Source organism: Vibrio sp. Vb2960, assembly GCF_033337665.1.
Classification (GTDB): Bacteria; Pseudomonadota; Gammaproteobacteria; order Enterobacterales; family Vibrionaceae; genus Vibrio; species Vibrio alginolyticus.
The window spans coordinates 439439-466140 of record NZ_JAWORD010000001.1 but is presented as its reverse complement, the minus strand read 5'-3'; the positions used below and the strand labels follow the sequence as shown (position 1 = coordinate 466140).

General features: G+C 44.4%; 27 protein-coding genes. 22 read left to right on the top strand and 5 right to left on the bottom strand.

Annotation, left to right across the window (positions count from 1 at the left end):
• Positions 1–348: 348 nt before the first annotated feature.
• Together R7O03_RS02030 and R7O03_RS02025 are read left to right on the top strand one after the other, a co-directional pair.
• Positions 349–1110: a cytosolic protein gene (locus R7O03_RS02030; RefSeq protein WP_318131369.1), complete on the top strand. Its 762-nt coding sequence runs from the start codon at positions 349–351 to the stop codon at positions 1108–1110.
• Positions 1111–1213: 103 nt separating this feature from the next.
• The gene (locus R7O03_RS02025) at positions 1214–2245 is read left to right on the top strand and encodes a hypothetical protein (RefSeq protein ID WP_005374275.1); all 1032 of its coding nucleotides are present in this window, start codon (positions 1214–1216) and stop codon (positions 2243–2245) included.
• Between the two features lie 153 nt (positions 2246–2398).
• Here R7O03_RS02025 and R7O03_RS02020 read toward each other — a convergent pair whose 3' ends face one another.
• A complete protein-coding gene (locus tag R7O03_RS02020) occupies positions 2399–2755 on the bottom strand; it encodes a YibL family ribosome-associated protein (protein WP_005374274.1) in 357 nt (118 codons plus the stop codon).
• Positions 2756–2840: 85 nt separating this feature from the next.
• A complete protein-coding gene (locus R7O03_RS02015) occupies positions 2841–3836 on the bottom strand; it encodes a 2-hydroxyacid dehydrogenase (RefSeq protein WP_054729618.1) in 996 nt (331 codons plus the stop codon).
• 241 nt (positions 3837–4077) lie between these two features.
• Here R7O03_RS02015 and R7O03_RS02010 point away from each other — a divergent pair, with 241 nt between their 5' ends.
• Positions 4078–4560: a L,D-transpeptidase family protein gene (locus R7O03_RS02010; RefSeq protein WP_017819702.1), complete on the top strand. Its 483-nt coding sequence runs from the start codon at positions 4078–4080 to the stop codon at positions 4558–4560.
• Between the two features lie 35 nt (positions 4561–4595).
• Here R7O03_RS02010 and R7O03_RS02005 read toward each other — a convergent pair whose 3' ends face one another.
• Positions 4596–5306 carry a glycerophosphodiester phosphodiesterase family protein gene (locus R7O03_RS02005; RefSeq protein ID WP_017819703.1) on the bottom strand — a complete coding sequence of 237 codons (711 nt, stop codon included), beginning with the start codon at positions 5304–5306 and terminating at the stop codon, positions 4596–4598.
• Positions 5307–5537: 231 nt separating this feature from the next.
• Between R7O03_RS02005 and R7O03_RS02000 the strand changes: the two genes are divergently transcribed.
• From R7O03_RS02000 to R7O03_RS01910, 19 genes are all read left to right on the top strand, one after another.
• A complete protein-coding gene (locus R7O03_RS02000) occupies positions 5538–6203 on the top strand; it encodes a response regulator transcription factor (RefSeq protein WP_005386018.1) in 666 nt (221 codons plus the stop codon).
• Entirely contained in the window at positions 6203–7576 is a 1374-nt protein-coding gene (locus tag R7O03_RS01995) for a sensor histidine kinase (RefSeq protein ID WP_005374264.1), read from the top strand. Before R7O03_RS02000 ends, R7O03_RS01995 begins: the two co-directional genes overlap by 1 nt.
• 207 nt (positions 7577–7783) lie before the next feature.
• Positions 7784–9883: a TonB-dependent siderophore receptor gene (locus R7O03_RS01990; RefSeq protein ID WP_318131367.1), complete on the top strand. Its 2100-nt coding sequence runs from the start codon at positions 7784–7786 to the stop codon at positions 9881–9883.
• A gap of 74 nt (positions 9884–9957) precedes the next feature.
• Complete coding sequence (locus R7O03_RS01985) at positions 9958–10725, top strand: DUF3450 domain-containing protein (protein ID WP_053304675.1); 768 nt, start codon at positions 9958–9960, stop codon at positions 10723–10725.
• Entirely contained in the window at positions 10726–12093 is a 1368-nt protein-coding gene (locus R7O03_RS01980; RefSeq protein ID WP_171345943.1) for a MotA/TolQ/ExbB proton channel family protein, read from the top strand. It begins immediately after the preceding gene.
• A complete protein-coding gene (locus R7O03_RS01975) occupies positions 12093–12647 on the top strand; it encodes a MotA/TolQ/ExbB proton channel family protein (protein WP_017635540.1) in 555 nt (184 codons plus the stop codon). The genes R7O03_RS01980 and R7O03_RS01975 overlap by 1 nt, the downstream gene beginning before the upstream one ends.
• A complete protein-coding gene (locus R7O03_RS01970) occupies positions 12644–13048 on the top strand; it encodes an ExbD/TolR family protein (protein ID WP_005374257.1) in 405 nt (134 codons plus the stop codon). The genes R7O03_RS01975 and R7O03_RS01970 overlap by 4 nt, the downstream gene beginning before the upstream one ends.
• The gene (locus R7O03_RS01965) at positions 13048–13668 is read left to right on the top strand and encodes an energy transducer TonB (protein WP_005374256.1); all 621 of its coding nucleotides are present in this window, start codon (positions 13048–13050) and stop codon (positions 13666–13668) included. Before R7O03_RS01970 ends, R7O03_RS01965 begins: the two co-directional genes overlap by 1 nt.
• Positions 13665–14837, top strand: a complete 1173-nt coding sequence (locus tag R7O03_RS01960; RefSeq protein ID WP_017635539.1) for a tetratricopeptide repeat protein — start codon at positions 13665–13667, stop codon at positions 14835–14837. The genes R7O03_RS01965 and R7O03_RS01960 overlap by 4 nt, the downstream gene beginning before the upstream one ends.
• 133 nt (positions 14838–14970) lie before the next feature.
• On the top strand, positions 14971–15600 hold the full coding sequence (locus R7O03_RS01955; protein ID WP_021035904.1) for a PepSY-associated TM helix domain-containing protein: 630 nt from the start codon (positions 14971–14973) through the stop codon (positions 15598–15600).
• A gap of 21 nt (positions 15601–15621) precedes the next feature.
• Positions 15622–16161, top strand: coding sequence for a DUF2271 domain-containing protein (locus R7O03_RS01950; RefSeq protein ID WP_054576196.1), 540 nt, complete (start codon positions 15622–15624; stop codon positions 16159–16161).
• 15 nt (positions 16162–16176) lie between these two features.
• Positions 16177–17007, top strand: coding sequence for a DUF4198 domain-containing protein (locus R7O03_RS01945; protein ID WP_025768070.1), 831 nt, complete (start codon positions 16177–16179; stop codon positions 17005–17007).
• A gap of 42 nt (positions 17008–17049) precedes the next feature.
• On the top strand, positions 17050–17370 hold the full coding sequence (locus tag R7O03_RS01940; protein ID WP_005374251.1) for a hypothetical protein: 321 nt from the start codon (positions 17050–17052) through the stop codon (positions 17368–17370).
• On the top strand, positions 17367–17918 hold the full coding sequence (locus R7O03_RS01935; RefSeq protein ID WP_130546498.1) for a DUF6162 family protein: 552 nt from the start codon (positions 17367–17369) through the stop codon (positions 17916–17918). Before R7O03_RS01940 ends, R7O03_RS01935 begins: the two co-directional genes overlap by 4 nt.
• 22 nt (positions 17919–17940) lie before the next feature.
• Positions 17941–18867 carry a metal ABC transporter solute-binding protein, Zn/Mn family gene (locus R7O03_RS01930; RefSeq protein WP_130546497.1) on the top strand — a complete coding sequence of 309 codons (927 nt, stop codon included), beginning with the start codon at positions 17941–17943 and terminating at the stop codon, positions 18865–18867.
• On the top strand, positions 18867–19595 hold the full coding sequence (locus R7O03_RS01925) for a metal ABC transporter ATP-binding protein (protein ID WP_017635536.1): 729 nt from the start codon (positions 18867–18869) through the stop codon (positions 19593–19595). Before R7O03_RS01930 ends, R7O03_RS01925 begins: the two co-directional genes overlap by 1 nt.
• Positions 19595–20470 (top strand): metal ABC transporter permease, encoded by an 876-nt coding sequence (locus R7O03_RS01920; protein WP_005393560.1) that lies wholly within the window; start codon positions 19595–19597, stop codon positions 20468–20470. Before R7O03_RS01925 ends, R7O03_RS01920 begins: the two co-directional genes overlap by 1 nt.
• Before the next feature lie 22 nt (positions 20471–20492).
• A complete protein-coding gene (locus R7O03_RS01915; protein WP_318131365.1) occupies positions 20493–21362 on the top strand; it encodes an ABC transporter substrate-binding protein in 870 nt (289 codons plus the stop codon).
• Positions 21363–21577: 215 nt separating this feature from the next.
• Complete coding sequence (locus R7O03_RS01910; protein WP_017635534.1) at positions 21578–22573, top strand: porin; 996 nt, start codon at positions 21578–21580, stop codon at positions 22571–22573.
• Between the two features lie 218 nt (positions 22574–22791).
• Here R7O03_RS01910 and R7O03_RS01905 read toward each other — a convergent pair whose 3' ends face one another.
• Both R7O03_RS01905 and emrD read right to left on the bottom strand, forming a co-directional pair.
• Complete coding sequence (locus R7O03_RS01905) at positions 22792–24957, bottom strand: S9 family peptidase (RefSeq protein WP_318070552.1); 2166 nt, start codon at positions 24955–24957, stop codon at positions 22792–22794.
• 311 nt (positions 24958–25268) lie between these two features.
• Complete coding sequence (emrD, locus tag R7O03_RS01900; RefSeq protein ID WP_205391280.1) at positions 25269–26474, bottom strand: multidrug efflux MFS transporter EmrD; 1206 nt, start codon at positions 26472–26474, stop codon at positions 25269–25271.
• Positions 26475–26702 lie beyond the last annotated feature (228 nt).

Below are 26702 nucleotides of genomic sequence, written 5' to 3'. Positions count from 1 at the left end.
GAAAGCACCGGTCTTGAAAACCGGCATACGTTAATAGCGTATCTAGGGTTCAAATCCCTATCTCTCCGCCACTTTTAAAAAAACCGCTGTTCTTACAGCGGTTTTTTTGTATCTGCTGTTTTTTAACCGCTGTTATCGAAACTTCTAATTGGTTTTTCTCTAGCTCTTTCTCCAAGTTTTTGCGTACCTACATTGGGTTTAGTTTACGCAGTAATACCTTCAATCGAAGACATTTCCATACGTCTCATTTGGGCTTCAAATAGAGCTTTGTTAAGTCTCAACGTGGGATGCTTAAACGCATTTTGATAGAGTCCCAGTCTAAATACTGCAAATGTACTTGGAGAAAAAATGAAGCTACTTTACTGGTTAGATGAATGGCAAGCTCTTACTCAACAAGAACAAGAGATGGCTTTACCTATCTCTGGCTACGATTTACTTGATGATGTATTTGTGAAGTATGAACTCGTCGATCTTAACAAGCCATTGTTGTTCACATTTTCTCCTTCCGGTACTGATGTGCAGGTACAAGACTTAACTCCGGATTTTTCTCCTTGGGGCTACGAGCTCGGAATACAACAAAAAGTAAACATTATTGCCTTTCAACATTTAGGACAAAGTAATTGGTTCCGTAGTCGGAATTTGATTTTCTTTTTGGAGCAGCTATCTGAGTTACTTCATCCCTTCAAATGTCGTTTGGGTTATGGGCAAAGTCGAGGTGGCTTTGCAATTGGCGCGTTCGCTAACTTACTGAAATTAGAACATCTTTTGTTGTTTTATCCTGTTAGCACAAAAAATAAAGCGTTGGTGCCTTGGGATGATCGGCCGAGTACTGAGCTTGCTCAGCAGTTTGCTTGGGAAAGCGGCTACCATGATCGAGATTTGGGCAATGCCAAAGGTTATATTATTTATGACCCATCCAATCGCATTGATTGTCTTCATGCTGAACGTTACCCAGAGCTAACTCATTTAAAAGTCGTCGGTATGGGGCACGGCACTCAATCCACACAATTAGATAAATTAGAATTTTTTAATCTGGTGGCGAAGGAGTTTGTTCGTCATCAAACCATAGATATTGACCAATTTAATAAGCAAATTCACGCTTTGTTTTAAAAGAGGACTGATATCAGAGTCCCCTGTAACCAGGGGGAGATGATCACACACTAAAAACTAGATTTTTAACACAATTGCTAGGCGCAATTTAGATGGAGGATTAATGAAGTTACTGTACTGGTTGGATGAATGGCTGGCTCTTTCTCGTGAAGAACAGCAAACCAGGCTACCGATGTCCGGGGAGGACTTACTTGATGATGTGTTTGTTAAGTATGAGTTTGTCGACCGAAATAAACCACTGTTGTTCACCTTTTCCCCTGCTGGTACGAATCTACAAGTACAGGACTTACACTCAGACTTTGCGCCTTGGGGCTATCGCTTAGCCCAGAAACAAAAAGTAAATATTATTTCATTTCAGCACCTTGGGAAAAGTAACTGGTTTCGTAGCCGTAATTTAATTTTCTTTCTAGAGCAACTGTCGACTTTACTTGAGCCCTTTGAATGTCGTTTAGGCTATGGACTTAGCCGCGGTGGTTTTGCTATTGGTGCCTTTTCTAATCTATTAAAGCTGGATCAAGTATTGATGTTTCACCCGGTCAGCACAAAAAACAAAGTTTTGGTGCCATGGGATGATAGGCCAAGTACTGAACTTGCCCAACAATTTGATTGGGAAGGAAAGTATCACGACCTCGACCTTGGCGATGCAAAAGGCTATATCATTTATGATCCAACTAATGAAATCGACCGCCTTCACGCCAAACGCTACCCAGAGCTCACTCACTTAAGAGTCTTCGGGATGGGACATGGTACCCACGCGACATATTTGAATAAATTCGGTTTTTATAAGCAAGTGGCCGTAGACTTTATACGTTATCAGAAGATAGATATAGCGCAGTTTCGTCATCAGACCAAAACGTTGCGCTTAAAAGAAGATTACTATCAGTGCCTTAACAAGGCGAATGCGAGCTCACAGCATCGTTTAAACTTACTGAGTACCGCTCATAATGTACTAATTGAAGAAAAGAAAGAACATGTGAAGGAGCATCAAGCACAAATCGATATTCAGCCACTTGTTGATATTGCACTTAAGCATGAGTATGACAACCCGCAAGATGCAGTACAGCTTTTGGAAGTCGCTCAGCAGTTGGTTCCGAATGATCCCGTTGTGGAGCACAAGTTGCAGCAACTGTCGTAACGTTGAGATGTAATGCGGACGATATTGGTCAGTGGCTTTTGTCGCTGGCCTTTTTAATAGCTTATGGATTGATATTTCGATGAAATCTAATGAAGCAGTACAAAATAAAAAGCCCAAGCAAATGCTTGGGCTCCATAAATGTTAATGCGAGTTTTAAAACTCTTTTGGCGCAAAGCCTGTCATCACATCAAGGCGAAGTTCTTTACCAACTTTTGTTAATGGGTGAACGATTACTAAGCCGCGTACGCGTTTTTTCAGTTTGCCGATGTCCGCTTGTTCTGCTTTGGTGATTTCACGAGAGAAAGGCATATCAAGTAAGCTTTTACGTTCTTTATTCAGCTCATAGTTTTGCTTGTGCTTTAACTGGTTAAGCTTTTTGGTCAGCTGTTCTACTTCATCCGTGAACTTTGTAATCATTTCGTGATCACCACGAGAACGTGCCGCATCAAGTTTACGTTGGCATGTATCTAAACGGTTGTGCAGCTTTTGAATATCAGTTTTTATGCTCATGGTAATTTGGCTCAAATTTTAAATAGTCGAGGAGTATAGCATAGCTGAGATCACACGCTCTACTATACTTCTCGATTGTCTGGCTTTAGTTAATCAGTTCATTGCCCGATACGTTACCAGAGAAAAAGGCTTCGACGTTATCAAGCGTCACAGAGGCAATATTATTAAGTGCTTCGTGAGTCAAGAATGCTTGGTGGCCAGTAAACAGCACGTTATGACAAGCCGATAAACGGCGGAAAACATCATCTACAATGACATCGTTAGATTTATCTTGGAAGAATAAGTCTTTTTCATTGTCATACACGTCTAGGCCAAGCGCACCAATCTTACCTTGTTTCAACGCTTCTATCGCCGCTAGTGAATCTAGCAACTCGCCTCGACTGGTGTTAATGATCATTACACCATCTTTCATTTGCGCGAAGGCTTTTTCGTTCAATAAGTGATAGTTTTCTTCACTCATTGGACAATGGAGAGAGATAACATCCGCATTAGCGTAGATTTCTTCAAGCGAACAGTAACGGGCTCCTATTTCTAGTGCTAATGGATTTTCGTAGGGGTCGTAGCAAAGCAGTTCCATGCCAAGCCCTTTGAAGATACGCATCGTCGCGATACCAATCTTACCCGTACCAATAACACCAACAGTTTTTCCGTAAAAGTTAAAGCCAACAAGACCCTCTAGCGAGAAGTTGGCGTCACGTGTGCGTTGGTAGGCCTTGTGAAGACGGCGGTTTAGGCACATCATTAAACCAACCGTGTGCTCTGCCACTGCTTCTGGTGAGTAAGCAGGAACTCGAACCACTTGTAAGCCTAGTTCTTTGGCTGCTTGTTGATCAACTTTATCATATCCCGCGCAGCGCATAGCAATAAGCTTGGTCCCGCCCAGAGAAAGCTGTTTAAGGACAGGAGCTGAAAGATCATCATTAACAAACGCACATACGACATCACTGCCGTGCGCCATCTTGGCTGTTTTTTCGGTTAGTCGGAAGTCGTGATAGTGAAATTCAAAATCGCGGTTATTTTTAATTTTATTAAAAGAGGCTTCGTCGTAGGATTTTGCACTAAAAAAAGCAATGTTAATCATGGTTCCCTCTCAAAAAGTGCGGACTTTATAAATAAATATGCTTATAAAGTAATGCAACTTAGCCGCAATGAATAGAGAAATCTTCTCTTTGACTTTTGTTGTATCAAATAACGATAAGAAGTACGCCTTTCAGCGAGTCTATCTTATGGTTCCGCATTAGATACTGTTTGCTTTACGAGCATTAACTGACTAGCATTATCGCTCTTTTCTTGTTCACTTTATTAGCTTAGGCGTTACGACAATGTCAGTAAAATGGTGCTCTATGTTCTTGTGTTGTGTGTTTGCTTCGGGCACTCACGCAGCTGTTGACCTCGTTAAAGTCGACAAGTCTAAGCGTCGAATGTATTTGATGGAACAAGGAGCAGTGCTAAAAGAATACCGAATTGCTTTAGGAGCGAACCCTCAAGGACATAAACAAGAAGAGGGAGACAATCGCACACCAGAGGGCGAATACACTCTAGATTATGTTATAGAGGACTCTGCTTTTTATCGTTCTGTGCATATCAGTTACCCTGATGCGATTGATACGTTGGAAGCGAAGCGCCGAGGTGTGTCCCCTGGAGGGAACATCAAAATTCATGGCTTAAAAAACGGTGAGAGTCAGTTGCCGATTTACATCCAAAGTTTTGATTGGACTAATGGGTGTATTGCGATTACCAACGAGGAGATGGACGAATTTATCCAGCTTGTCGAGATGGGGACACCAATTCAGATTGAGTGGTAACAAAAGGTCCCCTTTAATGTTCTGGCTCTTATAGGCTATGGCATAAAGCGCTGTGGATGATCACTAAAAATACCGTCTAACTGAGGCAGGTATTTCAGTTTATTTGGATTGTTCACCGTATAGCACATCACTTTGTAACCGGCTTGTTGGAGTTTGTTTATCTGGCGAGTACGAACCCAGTTAATGTTTAGGTTGCAGCTATAGGCACTAACTTCTTCCAAAAGGCGTTTATCTTTTCTCGTAAAGAATTCACTTAACACACCCAATCGGTAGCCACTGCAGTATTTGTGCATCGCTCTAATGACGTCATGACTAAAGCTCGATAGGAGTACATTCTCTTGCGGCATTGGACTTTTTGTTAACGCATTGGCGAGAGTCTGCGCCACTTCTTCCGCTGGATGGTTGTCTACTTTAACTTCGATATTCAAGTTAAGCTTATTCTCAGTAGCTAAAGTGAGCAGTTCATCTAGTGTCACGATCTTCTCGCCTGAAAAGTCTGTGCTAAACCAACTACCGAAATCTAATGCTTTTAAGTCTTCCAGGGTGAGCTCATCAACACGCCCTTGTCCATTGCTGCATCGATTGACGGTATGATCATGGCAAACCACTAAAACATTATCTTTGGTAGGCTGTATATCCACTTCCACCCACTTCAACCCCAGGTCAATGGCTGCTTGAATGCTTATTTTTGTATTCTCAGGGTATGAACCTGCCACGCCACGGTGACCAATTAATAACGTTTCCATTCGCTTTATCTTTTGCTTTGCGGTTGCCAGATTGTACTCGTTTTTTCTATGAAGATATATCTAGGTGCATATTGTTAGGAACCTTTAGTACAAGTGAACATTAAACTCTAATTAGTACGTTGCTGCTTCTTGGACTGAGTCCTGTGGACTTAAAGCCTTAGAGTGTGTAGTTGTTTAATTGGTAAATGAGTAATAAAATGCGAACCATTTTTATTTGAATGGTGAGTGGTAATGTCACGAGTTTTGATAGTCGATGATGACGTTCCTTTGTGCGAGCTGTTAGAAGCGGTTTTGCAAGAGGAGGGCTACATCGTCTCTTCTGTACATTGCGGTGAAAGTGCGCTGCAATATATGGAAAAAACGCCTGTAGATCTTGTATTGCTTGATGTCATGTTACCAAACCTTAACGGTATGCAAGTTGCTCGTAGGATCTGTCAGCGCTTCGCGACACCTATCCTAATGCTTACCGCTCTCAACGATGAAAACTCGATGCTTGATGGTTACCAAGCGGGGGCCGATCAGTATATCGGAAAGCCCTTTAATGTCGCTGAGCTTCTAATGCGCATCAAAGCAATTCTTCGTCGTGTTGGCTTGGAACGTCAACGTCAGACGATGTGTAGTACCGTTCAAACGATCAGTGACCAGCTTAATAGCTTACCCCTCACAAGTACGGAAGCTGAACTATTGAGCTACTTGGTAAAAAACCAAGGAGTCGTGATTTCAAAAGCAGAGCTTCAAACTGAAGTGTTAAAGAAAGAGCTGAGTCCTTTTGATCGCAACCTTGATATGCACATCAGTAACATACGTCGCAAGTTAGTTGAAGCGGGGCTTTCCAAGCAACATATCAAAACCTTCCGTGGCAAAGGTTACAGTTATTTAGAGGCTGTAAACCGTTAATGAAGCTCCGGTGTCCACCTTTTATTGCAAAACGTAAAGATAGCTTAGCGTTCAAGTTATTTAGTTGCATGACCGCAATTGTCATTAGTATTTTGGTCGTGCAATCCTTAGCGGAACAAGCTCTGGTGAAAGCCATGTTGAAAGTGCCCGATAGTGTGCGAGAAGAAATGCTAGACCTTGCACATCAAGCCAATGTATTGATTGAGCACGGAGACATGGACGAACTTGCTGACTGGGCAAATGCGCAAAACTTTTATTTATTTGTGTTGAATGAACATCAGCAACCAGTTACGCACCGTCTGATGCATCCGCACTTCGAGTTCAAACTTCAATTTAAGAGAAGCATTGATGATCAACTTGAGGGGAAAGTGAATCGCCCCATCATCAATATTCCTTTAGTTCATGGCAATACTTTAGTGATTCAATTGCCACATCGACTGCACCCTGCAAATGACTTCATTCTGTATTTCTCTATTCTCAAAGTCGTGATTGCAGTGGTTATTTTGGCGCTCTTTTCACTGCTAATGGCACGTAACTTACAGCAACCATTGGATCGATTGAGAGAAGCAAGCAAAAAGCTATCTAATGGCGATTTTAATGTCAGTGTCGTGAAAGAACTGAAGTCGAGCACGCGTGAGTTTAACGAGTTAGCGCAAGATTTCGATCACATGACGCAACAGATTCATTCTCTCGCTGAAAAGCAGCGACTGCTTATAAGAGATGTCTCTCACGAATTGAGAACGCCGTTAGCGAGGCAGAACTTGGTTCTGCATCTTTTGCGAAAGCGTGTTGGAGAAAGTGAGCAAAGTCTAGTGACAAGGCTAGAAGATGAAGCAAAAGAGCTAAACCATTTGATCAGCGATATATTGGAGTTCAGTCGCTTGGAAAATGCGCGTTTCGACAAAGCCACGAAACGCTGTGATTTAGAAGTTTTGCTCTCCCCGCAAGTAGAGCGTTGCAAAATAGATTTGAAGTCAGAACAGACGTTGTCTTTCCGCTCAGAAGCTGTATGTGCTAAAGCTTTTTGTGAAGAAACGCTCGTCATTCGTTGTTTGAACAATCTTATTGGTAATGCCATTAAATATTCAGGACAAGCATCTCAGATAGAAGTTTCTCTGGAAAATTATGTCAAAGAAGGGCAGCAGTTCACCATCATGTCAGTATCTGATGATGGGCCTGGTATTCCAGATAACAAGCTGGTCGATATTTTTGATCCGTTTACGCGCTTAGATGCTTCTAGAGATAAAAAGCTTGGTGGCTACGGTTTAGGTCTTGCGATTGTCAAAGAATCCATGCGTATTATGGGTGGAGCAGTTACGGCGAAAAACCGTGAGCAAGGTGGTCTGAGGGTTACTTTAGTGTTCAAGCAATAAGTATGATTAAGTCGTAATTTTTGTGATTAATATCACATTATCATGGCGCATCATCAGAGAGTACTTTACAAAAGTTTGCAAATGCAAAGAATGTAAATTTAATGCAAATGGTAATACTTATCACTTATATTCACCCGCGAAATAATTAAGAGGGAATCGCATTCAACAAGTATGTGACCCGAAAAATAATAATCGGAGTGAAAGGATATGTTTACTAAGAGCCATTTGGCGTTAGTGATCGGTGCAGTGTTAGCAACACCTGCAGTGGCGGAAGTTCAAACAGACGAACATGTAGTTGTAGAAGGTCGAGAGTTCGGCTACAAGGCAGATACAAACAGTACAGCAATGCGCATGGAAATGACGCAGCTGGAAACGCCGGGACAAGTAGCGGTTATCGATGAAACGGTAATTGATGAGCAGCGTGCAAGTACACTTGGTGAAGTGCTACGTAACGATGCAAGTGTTAGCGCGGGTGGTACAAGCCGTAACCGCGAACGTTTCTCTCTACGTGGTTTTGAACTTAGCAGTTCAGACGGTTTTCTTCGTGATGGTCGTCAACACTGGTCACATTACCGTCAGCCAATTGAGCTTTTAGAGCGTGTTGAAGTGCTTAAAGGTCCATCAGGTCTGCTATACGGCAAATCTGAGCCGGGTGGCTTGGTAAACATGGTTTCGAAAAAACCAACAACTCAAACACAAGCAAGTTTGAGTCAAGATCTAGGTTCGAATGATCACTCACGCACTGTGCTTGATGTGAGTGGCGCACTAAATGATGCAGAGACACTGCGTGCGCGCGCAATTTTTGCCAAAGAAAGCTACGGCTCTTGGCGCAGATACGGCGATGGTACAGAGCCAGAAACAGATCGTACGGTAGCGGGCCTAGTGGTTGAGTACGACATCACCGACAACTTTATGGTATCGGCTCATTACGATCGCACGAAAGACGATGGTAGCGTGGACTCTGGCGCATACATTATTGATGGCAAAGCGGTTCGCGGTGATAAGTACATTTGGGATGCGCAGTGGTCTGAAATTGATAACGAAGTAGAAAACTACGGTGTCGATATTAATGCGCAAGTCACGGATAACGTGAACGTAAAAGCAGGTTACAACCGTCAAGACTTTAAGCGTTTTGATGTGGAGTCTTACCCAGGTTTCGAAACTTATGACCAAGATACTAAGATCGACCATTCTGGTAACGAACGCAAAGATAATTGGGTGTTTGATACTGCATATATAGATGTGACGACGGACTTTTCTCTGTTTGGTACAGATAACACGTTTTTGGTAGGTGCGAACTATCTAGAGTATACCTATGACCGTTTCCAAAAGTATTACAACCCTATAAGTATAGAAGCCGGTCAGACAGTGTCTCGTCCTGGCTACTCTGGGAAAGTTAAACAGTCCACAAGCGAGCACGATACTTGGGGTATCTACGCGCAAAATATGATGACGATTAATGATTACTGGCAAGTGCTTGCAGGTGTTCGTTATGACGAAAAGCGTGATGATGACCTGACCGAAAACCAGGTTTCTCCAAAATTTGGTGTAATTTTCCACCCAGCGACGAATGGCTCGGTTTACGTTCAGTACTCTGAAAGCTTTATGCCGCAAGGTGAAGTCAGCAGTGGTCGTGGCAAAAAGTATATCAATGATGGTGAGAAGCTAGACGCAGAGCGTGGTATCTCTTACGAGATCGGAACTAAGTGGGAACTGTTTGATCAGCGCTTATTTGTATCTGGTGCAGTGTTTGATATCACGTTAGAGAACATCTCGCTGGATGTTGAAAGCGGCAAAGACGCGGGCGGCAATCTCCTACACAAGAAAACGCAAGGTGGTGAGCAAGTTCACAAAGGTGCTGAGTTAATGGCTCAAGGTTTTGTGACCCCAGAGTTGTCGCTAACGGCTTCTGCAATGTATTTGGATGCAGAGTTGACGAAAGCGGATAAAAAATTCGAGGGTAACCGCCCTGTAGACGTGCCAGAGTTCTCGGCAAGTCTATGGTCTAGCTACAAGGTTCAAGACAACACTAACTTAAACCTTGGTTTGATTTATGAAGGTGATCGCTACGGTGATGCAAAGAACACCTTCAAGAAAGATGGCTACGCTCGCGTTGATATGGGCGTGTCATACAAACATAAGTACGATGAAAACTTGGATATCATTGCTCGATTCAATGTCGAGAATTTATTCGATACCGACTACTTCGCAGGTGGTGGTAGCACGAATAGCGAGCAAAAAGGTGCGAGTGGGGTTGTGGTTGGAGAAAGCCGCAACTACATGGCAACAATCCAGTTCAAGTACTGATAACAATTTGATTATTAGAGGGGAAGGGTAGTCTTCCCCTTTGGTCGTTTTTGGAACACAGAAATATAACTCGTATGAATCTAATGAAATCAAGTATCGCTCTGTTGATATCATCGGTTTTGATTCCCGCTCACGCGGCGAACTTAAACGATGCACAAGCTGTGCAGAGTAAAACAAACCAGTCGTCGGCGGTAAGCCAAAAACGTATTGATGCAAGCGCAGAAAAATCACTTACTCTAGAAGCTGAAATTGAGCAGCTGCAAGAGGAAGTCGGTAACTTGAAGATTTATCGCGATCATCTTGCAAGCCTTGTTGAGAGCCAAAATCAAGAAGTTGATAGCTTGAACGAGCAAATTGAGCAGATTGCTCAAACTCGTCAAGGTGTCGTGCCTTTGATGTATCACATGCTTGAGGGCTTAAAAGTGCTCGTCGCTAACGACAAGCCTATACGCAAAACGCAGCGTGAGGAGCGAATTGCAAAGCTGGATTCCATGATGACGCGTGCAGACGTTGCAGATGCAGAGAAGTTTCGTCGTATTTTAGAAGCGTACCAAATTGAAATGGATTACGGCACCAAGCTTGGCGTTTACCAAGGCAAGATTAACCTGGGTGACAATGAAGCTGTGGAGGCGGACATTCTCTATTTAGGGCGTTTGTCTTTGGTAGCGCGTAGCTTATCTGGTGACACATTTTGGAGCTGGTCACAGCAACAACAAGCATGGCAACAAGTGGGTTCTGAGCAAAAATCAGAGCTAGACAAAGCGTTCGCTATGGCGAATAAACAGATCGCGCCGAGTATGTTAACTCTGCCAGTGTCGTTAACCGCTGCGGAGGGCAAATAAATGATGAAAAAATGGTTATCGGTTGCATTAATCTCGACAGCCGCATTAATGCCTCATACAACTTTTGCTAGTGATGCGTTGTTACAAAAGGCGCAGCAAGAAAATCGTCAACAGCAATCGCACAATGTCGCGCGTGAATCAGGTTTTAAGCAAACAGAGCAAGAGCTACAGGCTATAAAGAATAAATTGGTGGCAGAGCGGGCTGCTCTTCAAGCAGAAGCGGACTCATTAAGTGTTACCTTCGGTGAAAATGAAGCAGAACTGGCACAGCTAGAAGAAAAGTTGCGTCTAGAAACCGGGAGCCTAGGTGAGTTATTTGGCGTCGTTCGCCAGAACGCAAAAGAGCTAGAGTCTGAGCTAAAAAGCTCAGTAACCGGTGTAGATGCAAACTCATATCAGAAAGATATCGATGCTATTGTTGCGGCTAAATCACTGCCAACGTTGACCCAACTTCAGGCGATGTGGCGCAGCATGGAAGAACAAATCAAAGCAAGCGGTGAAATGGCAAACGTCTCTTTCACACTGCTAAATGGCGAAGGTCGTGAACAAACGGTTAATGGTGTTCGTCTTGGTTCTATGGCGCTGCTAGATGAGACTGGCTACGTTAAGTGGAATGGTCAACGCGGAGACGCGGTAAACTATCTTCGTCAGCCTGAGAACGGTCCAACAGCGAATACTATTTCCTCTGGTGACATTGATGCACTTGTCATTGATCCGTCACGTGGCATTCTTCTTGAACAGCTTGCAAACTCACCGACTTTGGCTGATCGCCTAAATGCGGGTGGCGTTGTCGGTAAAATCATCCTTGGTTTATTGGCTATCGGCCTATTGATTGCGCTCGTACGTGGTGCATCACTGATGATTTCGCGCCAGAAAATCATGAAGCAGCTGAAAACCCCAGCTCAGCCAGGAAACAACCCTTTGGGTCGCGTGCTTGCGGTATACCAGAAAGACAAGCATCGCAGCGTAGAAGCGTTAGAACTACGTCTTTTGGAAGCTGTTGTTGATGAGCAAACCCACCTAGAAAAAGGGTTGTCGATGCTTAAGCTTCTTGCTGCTCTAGCTCCTATGCTTGGCCTACTAGGCACGGTAACGGGTATGATCGAAACCTTCCAAGTCATCACTCAATTTGGTAATGGTGATCCGAAAGTAATGGCGGGTGGCATTTCGATGGCACTTGTGACTACCGTACTTGGCCTTGTTTCAGCCATGCCTTTGTTATTAGCGCACAACGTATTGAGCTCTCAAGCAGAAAATATTCGCAGTATCTTAGAAAAACAAGGCATCGGTTTAGTTGCAGAACAAGCTGAGCGTGATATGCCGAGTAACAAAAGTCACTCTAACACCTTAGCGGAGAACGCAGCGTAATGGAGCAGATCCTACTCAGCACATTGGGTTTGATCAGTGAGGATTGGGCCACAACCTTGATGAGCTTTATGCAGCAAGGTGGTCAAATCCTATGGTGGCTGGCCGCCGTCGTGGCGGTGTGCTGGCTGTTGGTTATGGAGCGAGTTATTTATCTCACAACGGTTTTCCCTGGGGTAAAAAAACAGCTTTGTGAGCAGTGGCAAGCAAGATCAGAGCACCACTCTTGGTACGCGCATCAAATCCGTGAAGGATGGATTGCAAAAGCGCAAATCGAACTGCGCCAAAACCTATCGACTATTAAGCTACTTGTGGCGGTTTGCCCAATGCTAGGGTTGTTAGGGACGGTGACAGGCATGATTACGGTGTTTGACGTAATGGCATCGCAAGGCAGCAGTAATCCGAAATTGATGGCTTCTGGTATCTCACTTGCTACGCTGCCAACCATGGCGGGTATGGTAGCAGCGCTTGCGGGCATGTTTATTCATGCTCGCCTTAGCAAAGTGTGTGAACGAAAAGCTATCCAGTTAGAACAATCTTTAAGGAGTCAAAAGTGAGACTCGGACGCAGACCTAACCAACAAGATGAAGCTCAAGTCGATTTAACCTCGATGCTTGATATCGTCTTCATCATGTTGATCTTCTTCATTGTGACCAGTTCGTTTGTACGTGAATCCGGTGTAGAAGTGAATCGCCCTCAGGCTTCTAATGTAGTAAGTCAAAAAGACGCGGGCATTTTTATCGCAGTAACGGCAGCGAATGATGTGTACATTGACAAACGAGTGGTTGATATTGAGCGTGTTGAGGCCTCTATTGAGCACCTGTTACTTGATCAGCCTGATGCTTCGTTAGTTATCCAAGCTGACGAGCATGCTTACAATGGCACTGTCGTGAAAGTGATGGACGCTGCAAAGGCAGCAGGTGTGAAGAACATTGCATTGGCGGCGGAGAAACCTTAATGGGCAGGCTGTTACTTGCACTACCAGCATCACTGTTAATTTCTGTGAGCTTGTTTAGCTTTATGGCGTGGATGGTTGATAAAGGCAACCAGCGTGCACCAGAAGCTTCAGAAGCCGTTCGTTTTGATATGGTGATGGTAGAGAATGAAGCAGACGTGCAGCGTCGTCAACGTTCAGTGCCGGAGCAACCAGAACCACCTCAAGCGCCGGAGCCAATGGATCTGTCTCAAGCTGACACTCAAATGGAACCAATGAGTCAGATGACGCCAGTCAGTGCTTTAGGTTTAAACACAGCCCTTGAAGGCATCGCGATTAGCGCCCCAAACTTGAAGGGAACAATGGGCAACCAGCAAGCACTGCCGTTGTATCGTGTTGATCCTCGCTATCCAAGTAAGGCGCTGAAACGTAGAGTGGAAGGTTATGTCATTATGCGTTTCACGATCGATGCAACTGGACGACCAAAAGATATTGAAGTGATCGAGGCTGAGCCCGAGCGCATGTTTGAAAGGGAAGCAATCCGTGCGCTTAAAAAATGGAAGTATCAGCCAAAAGTTGAGGATGGTGTGTCAATTGAGCAGTTCGGACAAACCGCTAAAGTGGAGTTCAAGTTAGCCAAATGATGAAAAAATTCTTAATCGGTACGGTATTAAGCCTGAGTGCACTCTCAACCATTGCCAGTGAGTTAAGCCAATACACCGCAGCGAGAGTTCAACGAGCACATAATTTGGCTCAAGAAGAGAAACTGAAAGAAGCGATTTCATCTCTTGAAGCTATGGAGCTTTCTCGTGGATATGACCAAGCTTATGTCGCTCGAATGTTGGGTATTTTTTACTGGCAGAACGAACAAACTCAAGCGGCGATTAAGCAACTTGAGTTGGCAGTCAATAGTGGTTTGCTACAAGATGAGCAAGCATGGCAAACCCGAAAAATGTTGGCTGATATACTGCTGAACGAGCAACGTTTTTCTAAGGCGTTACCTCATTACTATGCCTTGAGCAAAAACATTCCTAAAGGTCAAAAAGCGCATGAGTTATGGCTGCGTATTTCCCAATCTCATTATCAACTGAGTCAGTGGCAAAAAGTGCTTTCAGCAATGGCTCGTTATGAGAAATTTGGTCAGCCAGACAAGCTTGGCGCATTGTCGATAAAGCTTTCTGCTGAGCTAGAACTGAAAAAGTGGAAGCCGGCAATCTCGACCATCAAACGCTTAATCGTGATTGAACCTGAACGAATTGAATGGTGGCGTCAGCTTGTTGCTCTATACCTACGGGTTGATGACAACAAACGTGCCCTAGACTCTTTGGCGTTGGCAAAACTGAAAGGGTTACAACTTAGCCAAGATGACTTAAAGCTGCTGGCACAATTGTACGCGAAACGAGGTATTCCTGAGAGAGCTGCGTTGGTGATGAACGAGCTAGAGGATGTAAACTCGAATAGTAAGCTAAAAGCTCAGCAAGCAACGTATTGGCAAATGGCAAAAGAGTGGGAAGAGTCTATTGATAGCTGGCGTATTGCAGCTCAGCTAGATAGGCAGTATTACTGGAACTATTCTCAATTGTTGGTGCAAGAAGGCCATTATAAAGATGCCATTGCCGCGCTCGATAAGGTCAGAGGTCGTAAAGCGGATGTTGCACTTATCAAAACTCGCGCTTACTACAAACTTAAGCGGTTTGACGATGCGCTCGCTAATGCCAAAAGAGCGAATGAGATTAAGCCATCGAATCAGGCAAAAAGTTGGGTTAAGTATCTATCTCAGCTACGCAAAGTAGAATCGACGCAGAACTCATAGCGAACATTTTTATTAAATACCCGAGCTCAGTCTCGGGTATTTTTTTGTTTAAAGTAAACAATGTAAATTAAATGCCAATACGAATGATTATCACCTAAATTATGCCCCACATTTATTGGTGATGATTGTTTCTATGTTGCTTAAAAGCAAAGGTGTTCAAACTTGGGCTCGCCGCCTACATATCTATATTTCGATGGCTCTTCTCTTAGTTACGCTGTTTTTTGCAGTAACTGGTATTACCCTCAATCGCCCCGAATTGTTTGAACGCAGTGAACCTATCATTCAACAACATACTCTGACGGTTCCGCACTCAGTTCTATTCTCACATTCAGATACCTTTCAACCTAATCGTGAAGAACTGGTAGCTTTCTTGACTAAAGAAACCGAGCTTCGCGGCACTCCCTCCGCACTAGATGTGTATACCGAAGTTGAGCAAGGTGAGTTGTTACTCGGAGAGCTTTCTATGGATTTTAAAGGCCCGGGTTATAACGCTACGGTCTTTATTGATATGACTACTGGTGCAGCAGACGTCGAAACGACGCACTACGGTATTGTTGCGCTGCTGAACGATCTACATAAAGGACGCAACAGTGGTGGGATTTGGAAGTGGTTTATCGACGTCACTGCGCTTTTGATGGTGTTTTTTGTTCTTACAGGCGTGTGCTTGTTACTGCCTAAGAAGAAGACGCTCAGAACGTCAATGCAATGGATGAGCTTTGGTACGTTACTGTCGCTCGTAATTTATTTTGTTGCTGTTCCATAACAGCTTTTTTAGAGAACACTTATGTTGAACACAGGAAGATTTTTCCGCCGTAATCACTTTTGTAAAGCCGCTTTGATCGCGGCTTTTACTCCTTTCTCTCTTTCCGCGGCGCCTCTACCAGATAACGCGAAGGTCGACTTCGAACTCGAACTTCCAAAGATAGATACCTCAATGTATGCACGCCCTTATGTGGCGGTTTGGGTTGAAAACGATCAGCGTAAACCGGTTAAAACCATTCAGTTATGGGTAGGGAAAGACGAATGGTTAAAAGATCTACGCAGCTGGTGGAGAAAAGCGGGTCGTTATGATCGTGAACTTGTTGATGCGGTGACTTCTGCAACACGTCCTGCTGGTCAATACCGCTTTGTCTGGGATGGAACCAATGACTCAGGGGAGCGTTTGGAACAAGGAAATTACACGTTGTACGTCGAAGTCGTTCGTGAACACGGTGGGCGAAACTACTTACGTCAAAAAATAACGCTAGCGGACAGTGACGTGCGCTATGAGCTTAAACCAACACAAGAGACGGGTGTCATCACCGTCAATTATCAAGTTAAGTGATTAAAGGACACAACAATGAAAACCAAAATGAAAGCAGTGGCATTGGCGAGTGTAATGGCAATGGGATTGGCTGTAACCACCACCGCACAAGCACATCCACGTTGGGTTCTGCCCTCTCACTTTACGGTTTCTAAAGAAGGCGGTGACTGGCTGACATTTGATGTTACTGCCTCTCACGGAACGTTTGTTTTTGATAAGCCTGCGGGTAGTGACCAGGCGTTTGTGGTGATGCCGGATGGCCGCTCTGAGCGTCCTAACTTTGTTGTTCGTGGCAAGCGTCGCTCTATGTTTGATTTCTTTTTTACAGAAGAAGGCACGCACAAAGTTGCGATTAATAATCAGCCGAGCTACTACACACAATACAAAGCGGGCCGTCGTGATACGGTGAAATGGGCGCGAGCAAGCAAAGCTGAGCGTGGTGATGTGCTTCCCGAGCAAGCGCGTGATGTGGTTACTCAACTAAGTTACACCCGAGCAGAAAGCTACATTACGGTTGGTATGCCAACGGACAAAGCGTTGGAGATTGAAGGCAAAATGCTAGAGATGAAACCGATCACGCATCCATCGGACATCATTGAAGGTGAGCCTGTGACTTTCCAGTTTTTCTTTAACGGAGAGCCACAAGAGGGCGTTACTGCTGAGATTACACGTGAAGGGACCATGTACCGAAACCATCAAGAACAAATCGATGTGGTGAGCGATAAAGATGGCAAAGTGATTTTCACGCCAGAAGTCGCCGGGCGCTACTTAATGAAAGCGAACTACAAAGGTGAATTGAAAGATAATCCATTGGCGGATAAAGCGAGTGCCAATGTTCACCTAACGTTTGAAACTCAACTTAACTAATCGAATTAGGCTCAGCAATTGCTGGGCCATTTTGGAATTATCATGAATAACACTTCTCTTCTAAAAGCGGTTTTGCTTTTTTCTGGATTTGCGTCCTTTCACGCTGCTGCACATTTTCCTCTGATGAGCTGTCACTTGGCGCAAGATAAAGTGATTTGTGAAGCGGGCTACTCGGATGGATCCACAGCGGTCGACTACGATGTCGAAATGTACGATTACGACGACAATCTGATCGCCAAAGAAAAAACAGATAAGCGTTCCATCGCAGAATTTACTCACCCTGAAACAGATTTCTATTTGGTATTTGATGCCGGACATGAAAGCCCGGTGGAAGTGGATATCGTTGAGCTGAAAGAGAAATGAGTGTACAGAAAGTTCGCCCTGATGATGGTAACCGAGAAGGAAAGTGGGTCGCACTGACAATCGCAGCAATTCTCAGTTCAGCAGCCATACTTATGCCCTACCATCAGGTCGCGACTGAAAAGCCAGACATGCAGTCTCATCAAGTGTTAATCACGGATTTACATCAAAATGAGTTGGGGTTGATCGCTGAACTTAAGCTCGCTCATGAAGAGATTCGTGATTTGCAGTTAGATACCGGAACTTGGCCTGAGATCTCTGATATGGAGGCGCTTTGGATTGCTCCTTTCGTGAAAGACCAAAATTGGAAGCGTAAAGGTTCTCATCAGTGGCAACGAATTGATGACGGTGTCTACATTGGCGTGAAGACCAGTGCCCAAGGCTCTGCTTCCATGCTGTTGGATAGCCGCAGTTCTCAAGCTGATATTTGGTTTAATGATTCTAGCCGTTCGTTAAATGTGGAGGGACTAAGCGAGCTAGCAAAACGCCACGATTTCGGTTGGAAACAAATCGTTGTGTCAGGCTCTTCCTCTCACTCTCACGCCCATTAAGACAACATAATTGATAAGTACTATGATCAAACGCTCTCTTTTACGTCGTATTCTTACAGCCACCGCGTTATTGACGGTGTCTTCTACTGGCTTTGCTGCCGAAAAACTCAGTATTGGTATTACGCTACAACCTTATTACAGCTATGTTAAAGCCGTTGTTGGTGAGAAGGCGGACATCATTCCTTTGGTTGATGCTGGTTTTAATCCTCACAACTATTTGCCACAACCTAATGATCTTAAGCGCTTAAATGAAATGGACGTAATAGTGATCAATGGTATTGGTCATGACGATTTTGCACTGAAAGTGATCAAGGCTTCTCAGCGTGATGATCTCGTGGTTATCGAAGCGAACAAAGAAGTGCCTTTATTGCCCGCTATGGGGCAGTCTGTTGGTCAAGGAGCAGTGAACCCTCACACCTTTGTCGGTCTATCAACAACCATTCAAAAGGTTTACACCATCGCGAGTGAGCTAAGCCAATTGGACCCAGACAATGCTACGTTCTATCGCCAAAATGCTCGTAAATACGCGAAAACATTTCGCCTGATGAAGCGTGATGCAATGTTGTCTCTTGGTGAGTTGGACACGGCTGGTATGAAGGTGGCGACAACCCACAATGCTTACGGATATATCCTTCAGGAGTTTGGTGTTGACGTTGCCGCTGTCATTGAGCCTGCTCATGGCGTTGAACCAAGTGCAAGTCAGCTACAGGAAACGATAGAGAAAATTCGTGAATCGGGCATTGATGTTCTGTTTTATGAGCTCAATATGCCGAATCGCTTTGTTGATACCATCGAAGAGGCGACTGGGGTGCAGCTTTATCGCTTTTCTCACATGACTCACGGTGAGTATGAGGCTGATAAAGTCGAGGTTGAGATGCGAGATAATGTGGAAACACTAATCGAAGCCATGAAATTTGTGGCGAGTAAGCGAGCAGGGGAAAAGGCGTAATGACTGGACCTTCCGTTTCCTTAAGTAACGTGGGCCTAAAATACGCCGACAATATCATTTTGCAGAACATCAGCGCCGAATTCGAGAACGCGAAATGTCACGTGATTATGGGACCGAACGGCGGTGGTAAAACCTCTTTGCTTCGTTCGGTACTTGGACTCACGCCATTTTCGGGAAACATAGCGCTCAATTGGCCAGAACCATCAGCTGCATCGGGGAAGATAGGGTATGTGCCACAAAAAGCGATGTTTGAAGCAAGCCTCCCGTTAACCGTGATGGATTTTGTACTGCTTAACCAAACTCGTATCCCTCTATTTTGGCGACGTAAAACGAAACAAACTCAACATGCCCTGGCCCAGCTGGATCGCGTGGGTATGGCAACGCGTAGCGACCGTCGTATGGGGCAACTCTCTGGCGGTGAGCAACAGCGTGTTTTGTTTGCGCAAGCTTTACTGGATGAGCCCAATTTATTGGTTTTAGACGAACCTACAACTGGCATGGATGAGCAAGGTGTTCGATATCTTGAAGGTTTGATTCATGAAGTCGTTGGAGAAGGCAAAACGGTGCTGGCAGTACATCATGACGTGACCGCAGTGCGCCGTTTAGATGCGCAGGTCCATGTCGTAAATCGTCAAATTGTGGCGTCAGGTCACCATTCAGATGTGCTAAGCCCTGATCGTATAGAAACATTATTTAAGCACTACACAGCAAAAGTGGAGGCTGCATAATGGATTGGTTGCGAGAGTTAGCGGTTAGCGGCGTTGAAGCTGGATGGTTAAGCGATAGCTTTTCTTATGCTTTCATGGTGAACGCAATTGTGGCAGCGCTGATATTAGGGCCATTACTTGGTGGTCTTGGTACATTAGTCATCGCCAAGCGACTGGCTTTTTTCTCTGAAGCGGTTGGGCATGCTGCGCTTACCGGAATCGCGATTGGTGTGTTGCTCGGTGAGCCGCCAGAGAATCCGATCATCGGATTGTTTAGCTTTTGTATGATTTTTGCGCTGTTGCTTCACTTTGTTCGTAATCGTACGAATGTACCTTACGACACACTGGTTGGGGTTTTTCTTGCACTAGCGTTAGCGGTTGGTGCTGCGCTGTTAATGTACGTTGCTCGCAAGATCAACATTCACATGTTGGAGAACGTGTTGTTTGGCTCGATCTTGACTGTGACGGACAACGATATCCTTATTTTAGCGATCAGTTGTTTGATCATATTACTGCTTCTTATTCCAACGTTTAACCGCATTTTGCTGACTTGTATTAGCCCGGATATTGCACGTGTACGCGGCTTTAATACCAGCTTTTATGATTACTTATTTGTCATGATGATCACCTTGGTCACCATCGCCGCGGTAAAGATTATTGGCGCTGTATTGGTTGGTGCATTGCTACTGATTCCTGGTGCAACGGCTCGGTTATTGACTAAACGCATGGGCAGTTTTGTTCTCCTTTCTTCTTTATTGGCAACCATTGCGTGTTTAGTAGGAACCATACTGCCGATGGAGCTTGAGCTACCAGTGCCATCAGGCGCATCCATCATCATTGTTTCTGCGGCATTTTTCCTAACAGCAACGGTTTACCGAATTATCCAAAAAGCGTAACCCTTTTTATAAAGTAATGAACATGAAGATAAAAAAATTAGCGATAACTTTTGGTTTGGTTATAGCGACGACACTTCCATCGTTGGCAAGCGCCAAAGACATTTTAACCAGCACTCCCGTCACGTACATGTTGTCTGAGCAACTCATGAAAGGTACAGGGATAGAGACTCAGTATCTGCCTCCAAAGCGTTACGGCGTTGAGCGTCTTGAGAACTGGTTCGCAAATAAAGGTACAGAGCAAGTTAAGCAAGCGGGTCAAGCCGCGACGGTTGCTGTTACTCTTGGTGCGATTTGGAAACAAGACCCGACTTATGTTTACGCTCGACAGGGCAACATTCACTTGATTGAAATCGATGCATCGCAGGCCATTTCTCCTAGAGCTCAAGGAGTTGCAGTACTGACATTGGAAAACGGGTCAACATCGAAGTACGCATGGCTGAACCCTACAAACTTAATCCGAATGGCGGGCATTGTTGGAGAGGATCTACAATGTGTATATCCTGAACACCAAAAGGCGATTCAAACGAATCAACAGGCTCTTATGCTCAATGTGCGTGAACTGATCAACCAACAACAGGCAGAGATCTTCGATAAAGGCATCGATTCAGTGGTACTGATGAGTGAGTCATTAGAGGACTTTGCCTCTGGCAACCAATTGTTTGTGGTTGGGCGCGAATTTAAGCCGGAACTCGAGTGGACAGAAGAAGACAAATTATCTTTAAAAGCTCAGTTTGAACAAGATAAAACGCTATGGTTAGTGACGGATAAACGACCGTCGAAAACCTTGACATCGCTTATTAAACCGAGCCGCATACTGCAAATTGATGTTATTGACCGCTGGGGCAGTAAGGGTATCAAAACTGAGAAGCCACTCGCACGTTGGGAGATGTGACACGTAAAAAGCCACAGATTTTATGATGGGGAATGAAAAGTTCCCTATTTTTTTGTGACTCAGTTCAAAATGTGAACATTAATACCACTGGTTGCATAAGAAAGTGTTTGTTTCATTTCTATTTCATTACTACTTTGTTATGTGTTCGTTGCGATTGATTCGGATTTAATCTGTTTCTAAGCGAACCGGTACAAACAACTATACGGATGTTAACAATGAAAATGAAAACTCTAGCCGTTGCAGTGGCGGCACTAGCATGTGGTTCACAGGCCTTCGCAGCAGAAGTTTACAACAGCGATGGTACATCTTTATCGATCGGCGGTCACGTTTCAGTTGGCGTGGGTGAGTATTTCGAAGAAGATGTAAAAGTTCACCAAGTGTCTCCACGTATTAACGTTGCGGGTAAGAAAGACATTGGCAACGGTATTACTATCGACGCTAAAGGTGAATGGGCGCTTAACTACCTAAATGGTGGTGAACAGTCATTCAAAACTCGTCTAGGTTACATCGGTGCTACTCATGAGCAGTTTGGCCGTTTAGTAGCAGGTACTCAATGGTCACCTTACTACGATGTCGCTGGCGTTGCGGATCTACCAATCGCGTTTGCGAACGACTTTTTGTACGACAACCACGGCAACCTAGGCTCAGCTCGTGCTGATAAAATGCTTAGCTACCGTAAAGGTTTTGAATTTGGTGAAGGTTTTGCTTTCAACCTAGGTCTAGGTTGGCAAGGTGAGCAAACTTCAGATGCAACAACATACGAGCAACGTGGTCAAGTTGCATTGAGCGGTTCTGTAGCTGGCTTTGGTCTAGGCTACGTATACAGCGGTGGTGATGTTAAAAACGCGACTCTAGGTACTAAGAACGCTGAATCACACCTATTCTCTGTAAACTACGGTCAGTACGGTTCAGGTCTATACGCAGCAGTAGTATACGGTATGAACGAGTACTTCTACCAAATGCGTAAAGACACTTCTCAACTTGAAGCTCTTTTGGCATACGGCGTAAACGATTGGACATTCAGCGTTAACTACGAAGGCGTAGAAGACGAAGAAGACAATAAGACAGTTTCAAGCGAAACTGCGCTACAAGCAGAGTACGCTGTAACTCCTGCTTTCGTAACGTTTGCAGCTTACCAGTTTGATCTAGGTAACGACTACAACAATGAAGAGAACGACTACTGGACTCTAGGTGCTCGTTACTACTTCTAATAAATAGGCCAGTTTCTACTGCCTAAACACATTTATTGTGTTAACGCCTACTCGTTGTGAGTAGGCGTTTTTCTTTCTGCTATCCTTTGGCTATAAGAGACGCTAGTCATTCTGTGCTTAGGTAACCCCACTCTTTGTTTAGAGAGTGCGTCTATAAAAAATGCCCGCAACTTGCGGGCATTTTTGTTGTTAGAAGAGATGCAGTTCTATTAATACGCTTATTTTTTATCGAGTAAATCGAGGAAGAAGGCATACTCTAGCGCATCTTCTTTTAAGCGCTTAAATCGACCAGATGCGCCGCCGTGTCCGGCTTCCATATCGGTTTTGAACAACAAGACGTTATCGTCTGTCTTCATTTCACGAAGTTTGGCGACCCACTTCATTGGTTCAAAGTACTGTACTTGAGAGTCGTGCAAGCCAGTCGTTACCAACATGTTCGGGTAGTTTTGCGCCTTGATGTTGTCGTAAGGCGAGTAACTCAACATATAGTCATAGTATGTTTTGTTATTTGGGTTACCCCATTCATCATACTCATTGGTGGTCAATGGAATTGATTCATCTAGCATAGTGGTTACCACGTCCACAAACGGAACATGAGCGCCGATACCGCGATACAGTTCTGGTGCTTGGTTGATGATAGCCCCCATTAAGAGACCTCCTGCAGAGCCACCAACAGCGAAGACTTTATCTTTCGCGCCATAGCCTTGTTCAACCAAACCTTTAGTCACATCAATAAAGTCGTTGAATGTATTTTGCTTGGTTAGTTTTTTACCGTCTTCATACCAAGGGCGGCCAAGCATTTCAGATCCACGAATATGAGCAATGGCGTAAACAAAGCCGCGATCCAATAGACTCAAACGTGTCGAGCGGAAAGTTGGCTCAATGGTTGCGCCATAAGATCCATAACCATATTGGTAGAGTGGATTTGTACCATCTTTCTTAAATAAGTCTTTACGATACACCAAAGAAACGGGTACTTCTTTACCGTCACGGGCTGTGACCATGATGCGTTCTGATTGGTAATTGTTAGGATTAAAATCACCAAGTACAGGTGTTTGCTTCATGACTTCTGACCCGCCCGTTTTTAGTTCGAAATCGTAGTAGGTTCCTGGAGTGGTTAAACTGCTGTAATAAATACGAACTTTCTCGTTATCCAGCTCTAGGTTACCTGTCAAATAGGCAGCAAACGCATCGTCATTAAATGTGAGGGGGAATTCTTTTCCTGTTGAAAGCTGACGTACAGTGACGCTTGCTAGGCCGTTAGAGCGCTGCTCATAGACGATGTGATCATCGAATAACTCGAAGTCGACAAGTTGAGTGTTGTTGTCTGCCGCAATCACATCTTGCCATTTAGAGCGGTCATGCATGTCATTTTGATGAACTTTCATCAAACGGAAGTTGACGGCTTGATAGTTAGTATAAATGTAGTACCAATCGCCTAGCTTAGAAATACTGTATTCAATGCCATCTTCACGAGGATAGAACGGTTTCGCCTTTGCTTTAGGGTTGTTCGCATCAATAATAGAGACCCCACTGGTTTCTGTACTCGAATGCCAGATATAAATATCTTCGCCATCTTTGCTTTTGCTTAGTGAGGTGTAATAGGCGCTGTCGGTTTCCTCAAAAATCAGCTCATCGCTGCTTTGTGGTGTGCCCAATACATGACGATAAACTTGGTAGCCCAATAAGGTCTGTGGATCTTTTTTGATGTAGTAAAAGGCGTTGTTATCGTTCTGCCATGCGACAGCGCTTGAGGCCCCTTCGATTTCATCTTGTAGGTAATTGCCTGTTGTCAGGTCTTTGATCTTAAGGGTGTACACGCGGCGGCTTAATGTATCTTCGCCATACGCCAATAAGTTTTCATTCGGACTAACGTATAGGCCGCCGATACTGAAAAATTCATGTTCTTTTGCTAGTTCATTGACATCTAAAATGATTTGTTTGTCTTTGCCTGCAAAGTCTTTAGCTCGCAAATGGACTTCGTACTCGTTATCTCCGGTCACTTCACTGGAGTAGAAGTAGTTGCCTTTACGAACCGGTACTGAGTTGTCGTCTTTTGCGATGCGCCCTTTAATTTCTTCAAATAGCGTATCTTGAAGTGTTTCAGTGTGCTTTAGAACGGTTTCTGCGTACTGATTTTCTTTCTCTAGGTGCTGCAAAATTTCAGGGTCTTTACGTTCGTCGTCACGCATCCAGTAGTAGTTATCAACGCGGGTATCGCCATGAATAGTCATCGCGTGAGGGACTTTTTTCGCAACCGGAGCTTGAGTTTGTTGAGCAACGATCTGTGTTTGGGAGTATTGAGTCATGCTGGGGGTTCCTTGATTGCTGCATCCGGCGACAAGCGCGACCGAGACGGCCAACGTAGTTAAAGTGAAACGCATCTGATTTTATCCTTATTGTACACCCAAGTGGCCTCATCCTGAGGGCTGGGCTTTCATTTTGTTAGTGTTTTTCAGTTGTCCATTCTTTGTTATGGGGTATGCCGAAAAAGTGAGAATCCTCAATATTTTCGAGTTGGCTACTCAATTTGAAGGAAGCTGAAAACACATTGTGTAAGCAGCTGTTATTTTTAACAAATATCAATTCGAAAGTTAAATCATTCTCATCGGGAAATCGATATAGTGTGATATGAAAAAAGGGACACACTTGTTGAGAGTGTCCCTTTTGGATTTTGAAAGTAAGCTGATAATGATCAGATAACTTGCGGTACTTCGTTTGAGTGATTGTGTGCTCGATTCACCCACATTAACCCAAGCATTGCAATTACCGACATTGCCATCATCAAAATGCCCAAAGGCATCTGGTTATGCGCTGGAAATAGTGACGCGAGCAAAGTTGCGACACCTGCCCCCAAGTTTTGCATGCCACCCAATGTCGCGCCTGCTGTTCCTGCATGGTATGGGAATGGCGCAATCGCTCCAGTTGTTGCTGCTGGGAAGAGAATACCCGCACCCAAAAAATACACGGTTGCGCCTCCAACCAGCGTTAATGCCGTGGTTAAACCAAACAAGCCTGGGATGAGCACAATAGCAGAGCCTACAAAAATAGAGACCAAGCCTACATTTAGAGCACGACGCTCAGAGCGATGTCTTGCGATGTAGCTAGATAAGCCTGCACCCACCAAGTAACCTGGGATCGGCAATATAAACAGCAAACTTACCGTTGTTGCTGGTAATTCTAATACCCCACCTAACAACACCCCAGCCGCCGCTTCGAATACACCCACACCAGCGAATGTTGCAACCAGGCAAATCAAAAAGCCTTGAAAGCGACGGTCAGACAAAACGTGTTTGTAGCTTTTGGCTACTGGTTCGAATTTGCGTTTCTCTTTTGGTAGCGTCTCCATCATGCTTGTCATCATGGTGATCACAACCGCGATAGCAAATAGCGCTAAGAACAAGTAGCTCGACCGCCATCCGAAAGCTTCTGTTAGGTAACCGCCTAATACTGGTGCCATTAATGGTGAGAAAATCACACACATGCTAATTAAGCTGTTTGCTCTGTGTAGATCAGAGCCTTCAAAGCAATCGCGAGTCAGAGTGCGTGACATCGCACCGCCGCAGCCAATACCTAAGCCTTGGATAAAGCTACCAATCAAGAACCATTCAAATTGATGTGCAAATAATGCTACCAGTGTACCCGCGATGTAGATAAGCAGCCCGACGATGATGATCGGTTTGCGTCCCAAGCGGTCCGATAGTGTGCCATACGCAAATTGCGACAAGCCATATGGGATTAGGTAACAAGCCATCACAGCTTGAAGTGATGACGCAGATACCAAAAACTCGCCCGCCATATGACCGATTGAAGGCACGTACATTGTCTGGGTCATTTGACCCACGGCAGTCAATATAGCGATTAAAAAGGTAAGTTTCGCTAATGGAAACGAAGCAGACATTTGCGTATCTCTCCAAAAAATTTAAGACGTAAAAACCCTTAGCGCTCTTTTACAGAGTGCCAACTGAATTCTTGTGTTGCGGGGGTATTTGCGCGAGATAATAGTGCTTGCTTGTATAATTAGCAATCGAAAAGTGTGAAGTTGAGCAAGATAAAAATCTATGATTTCAATTAGAAAAACTAATCCGATTTTGTTTTCAAAAAGCGGTGCATTTCTTTGTCTAATTAC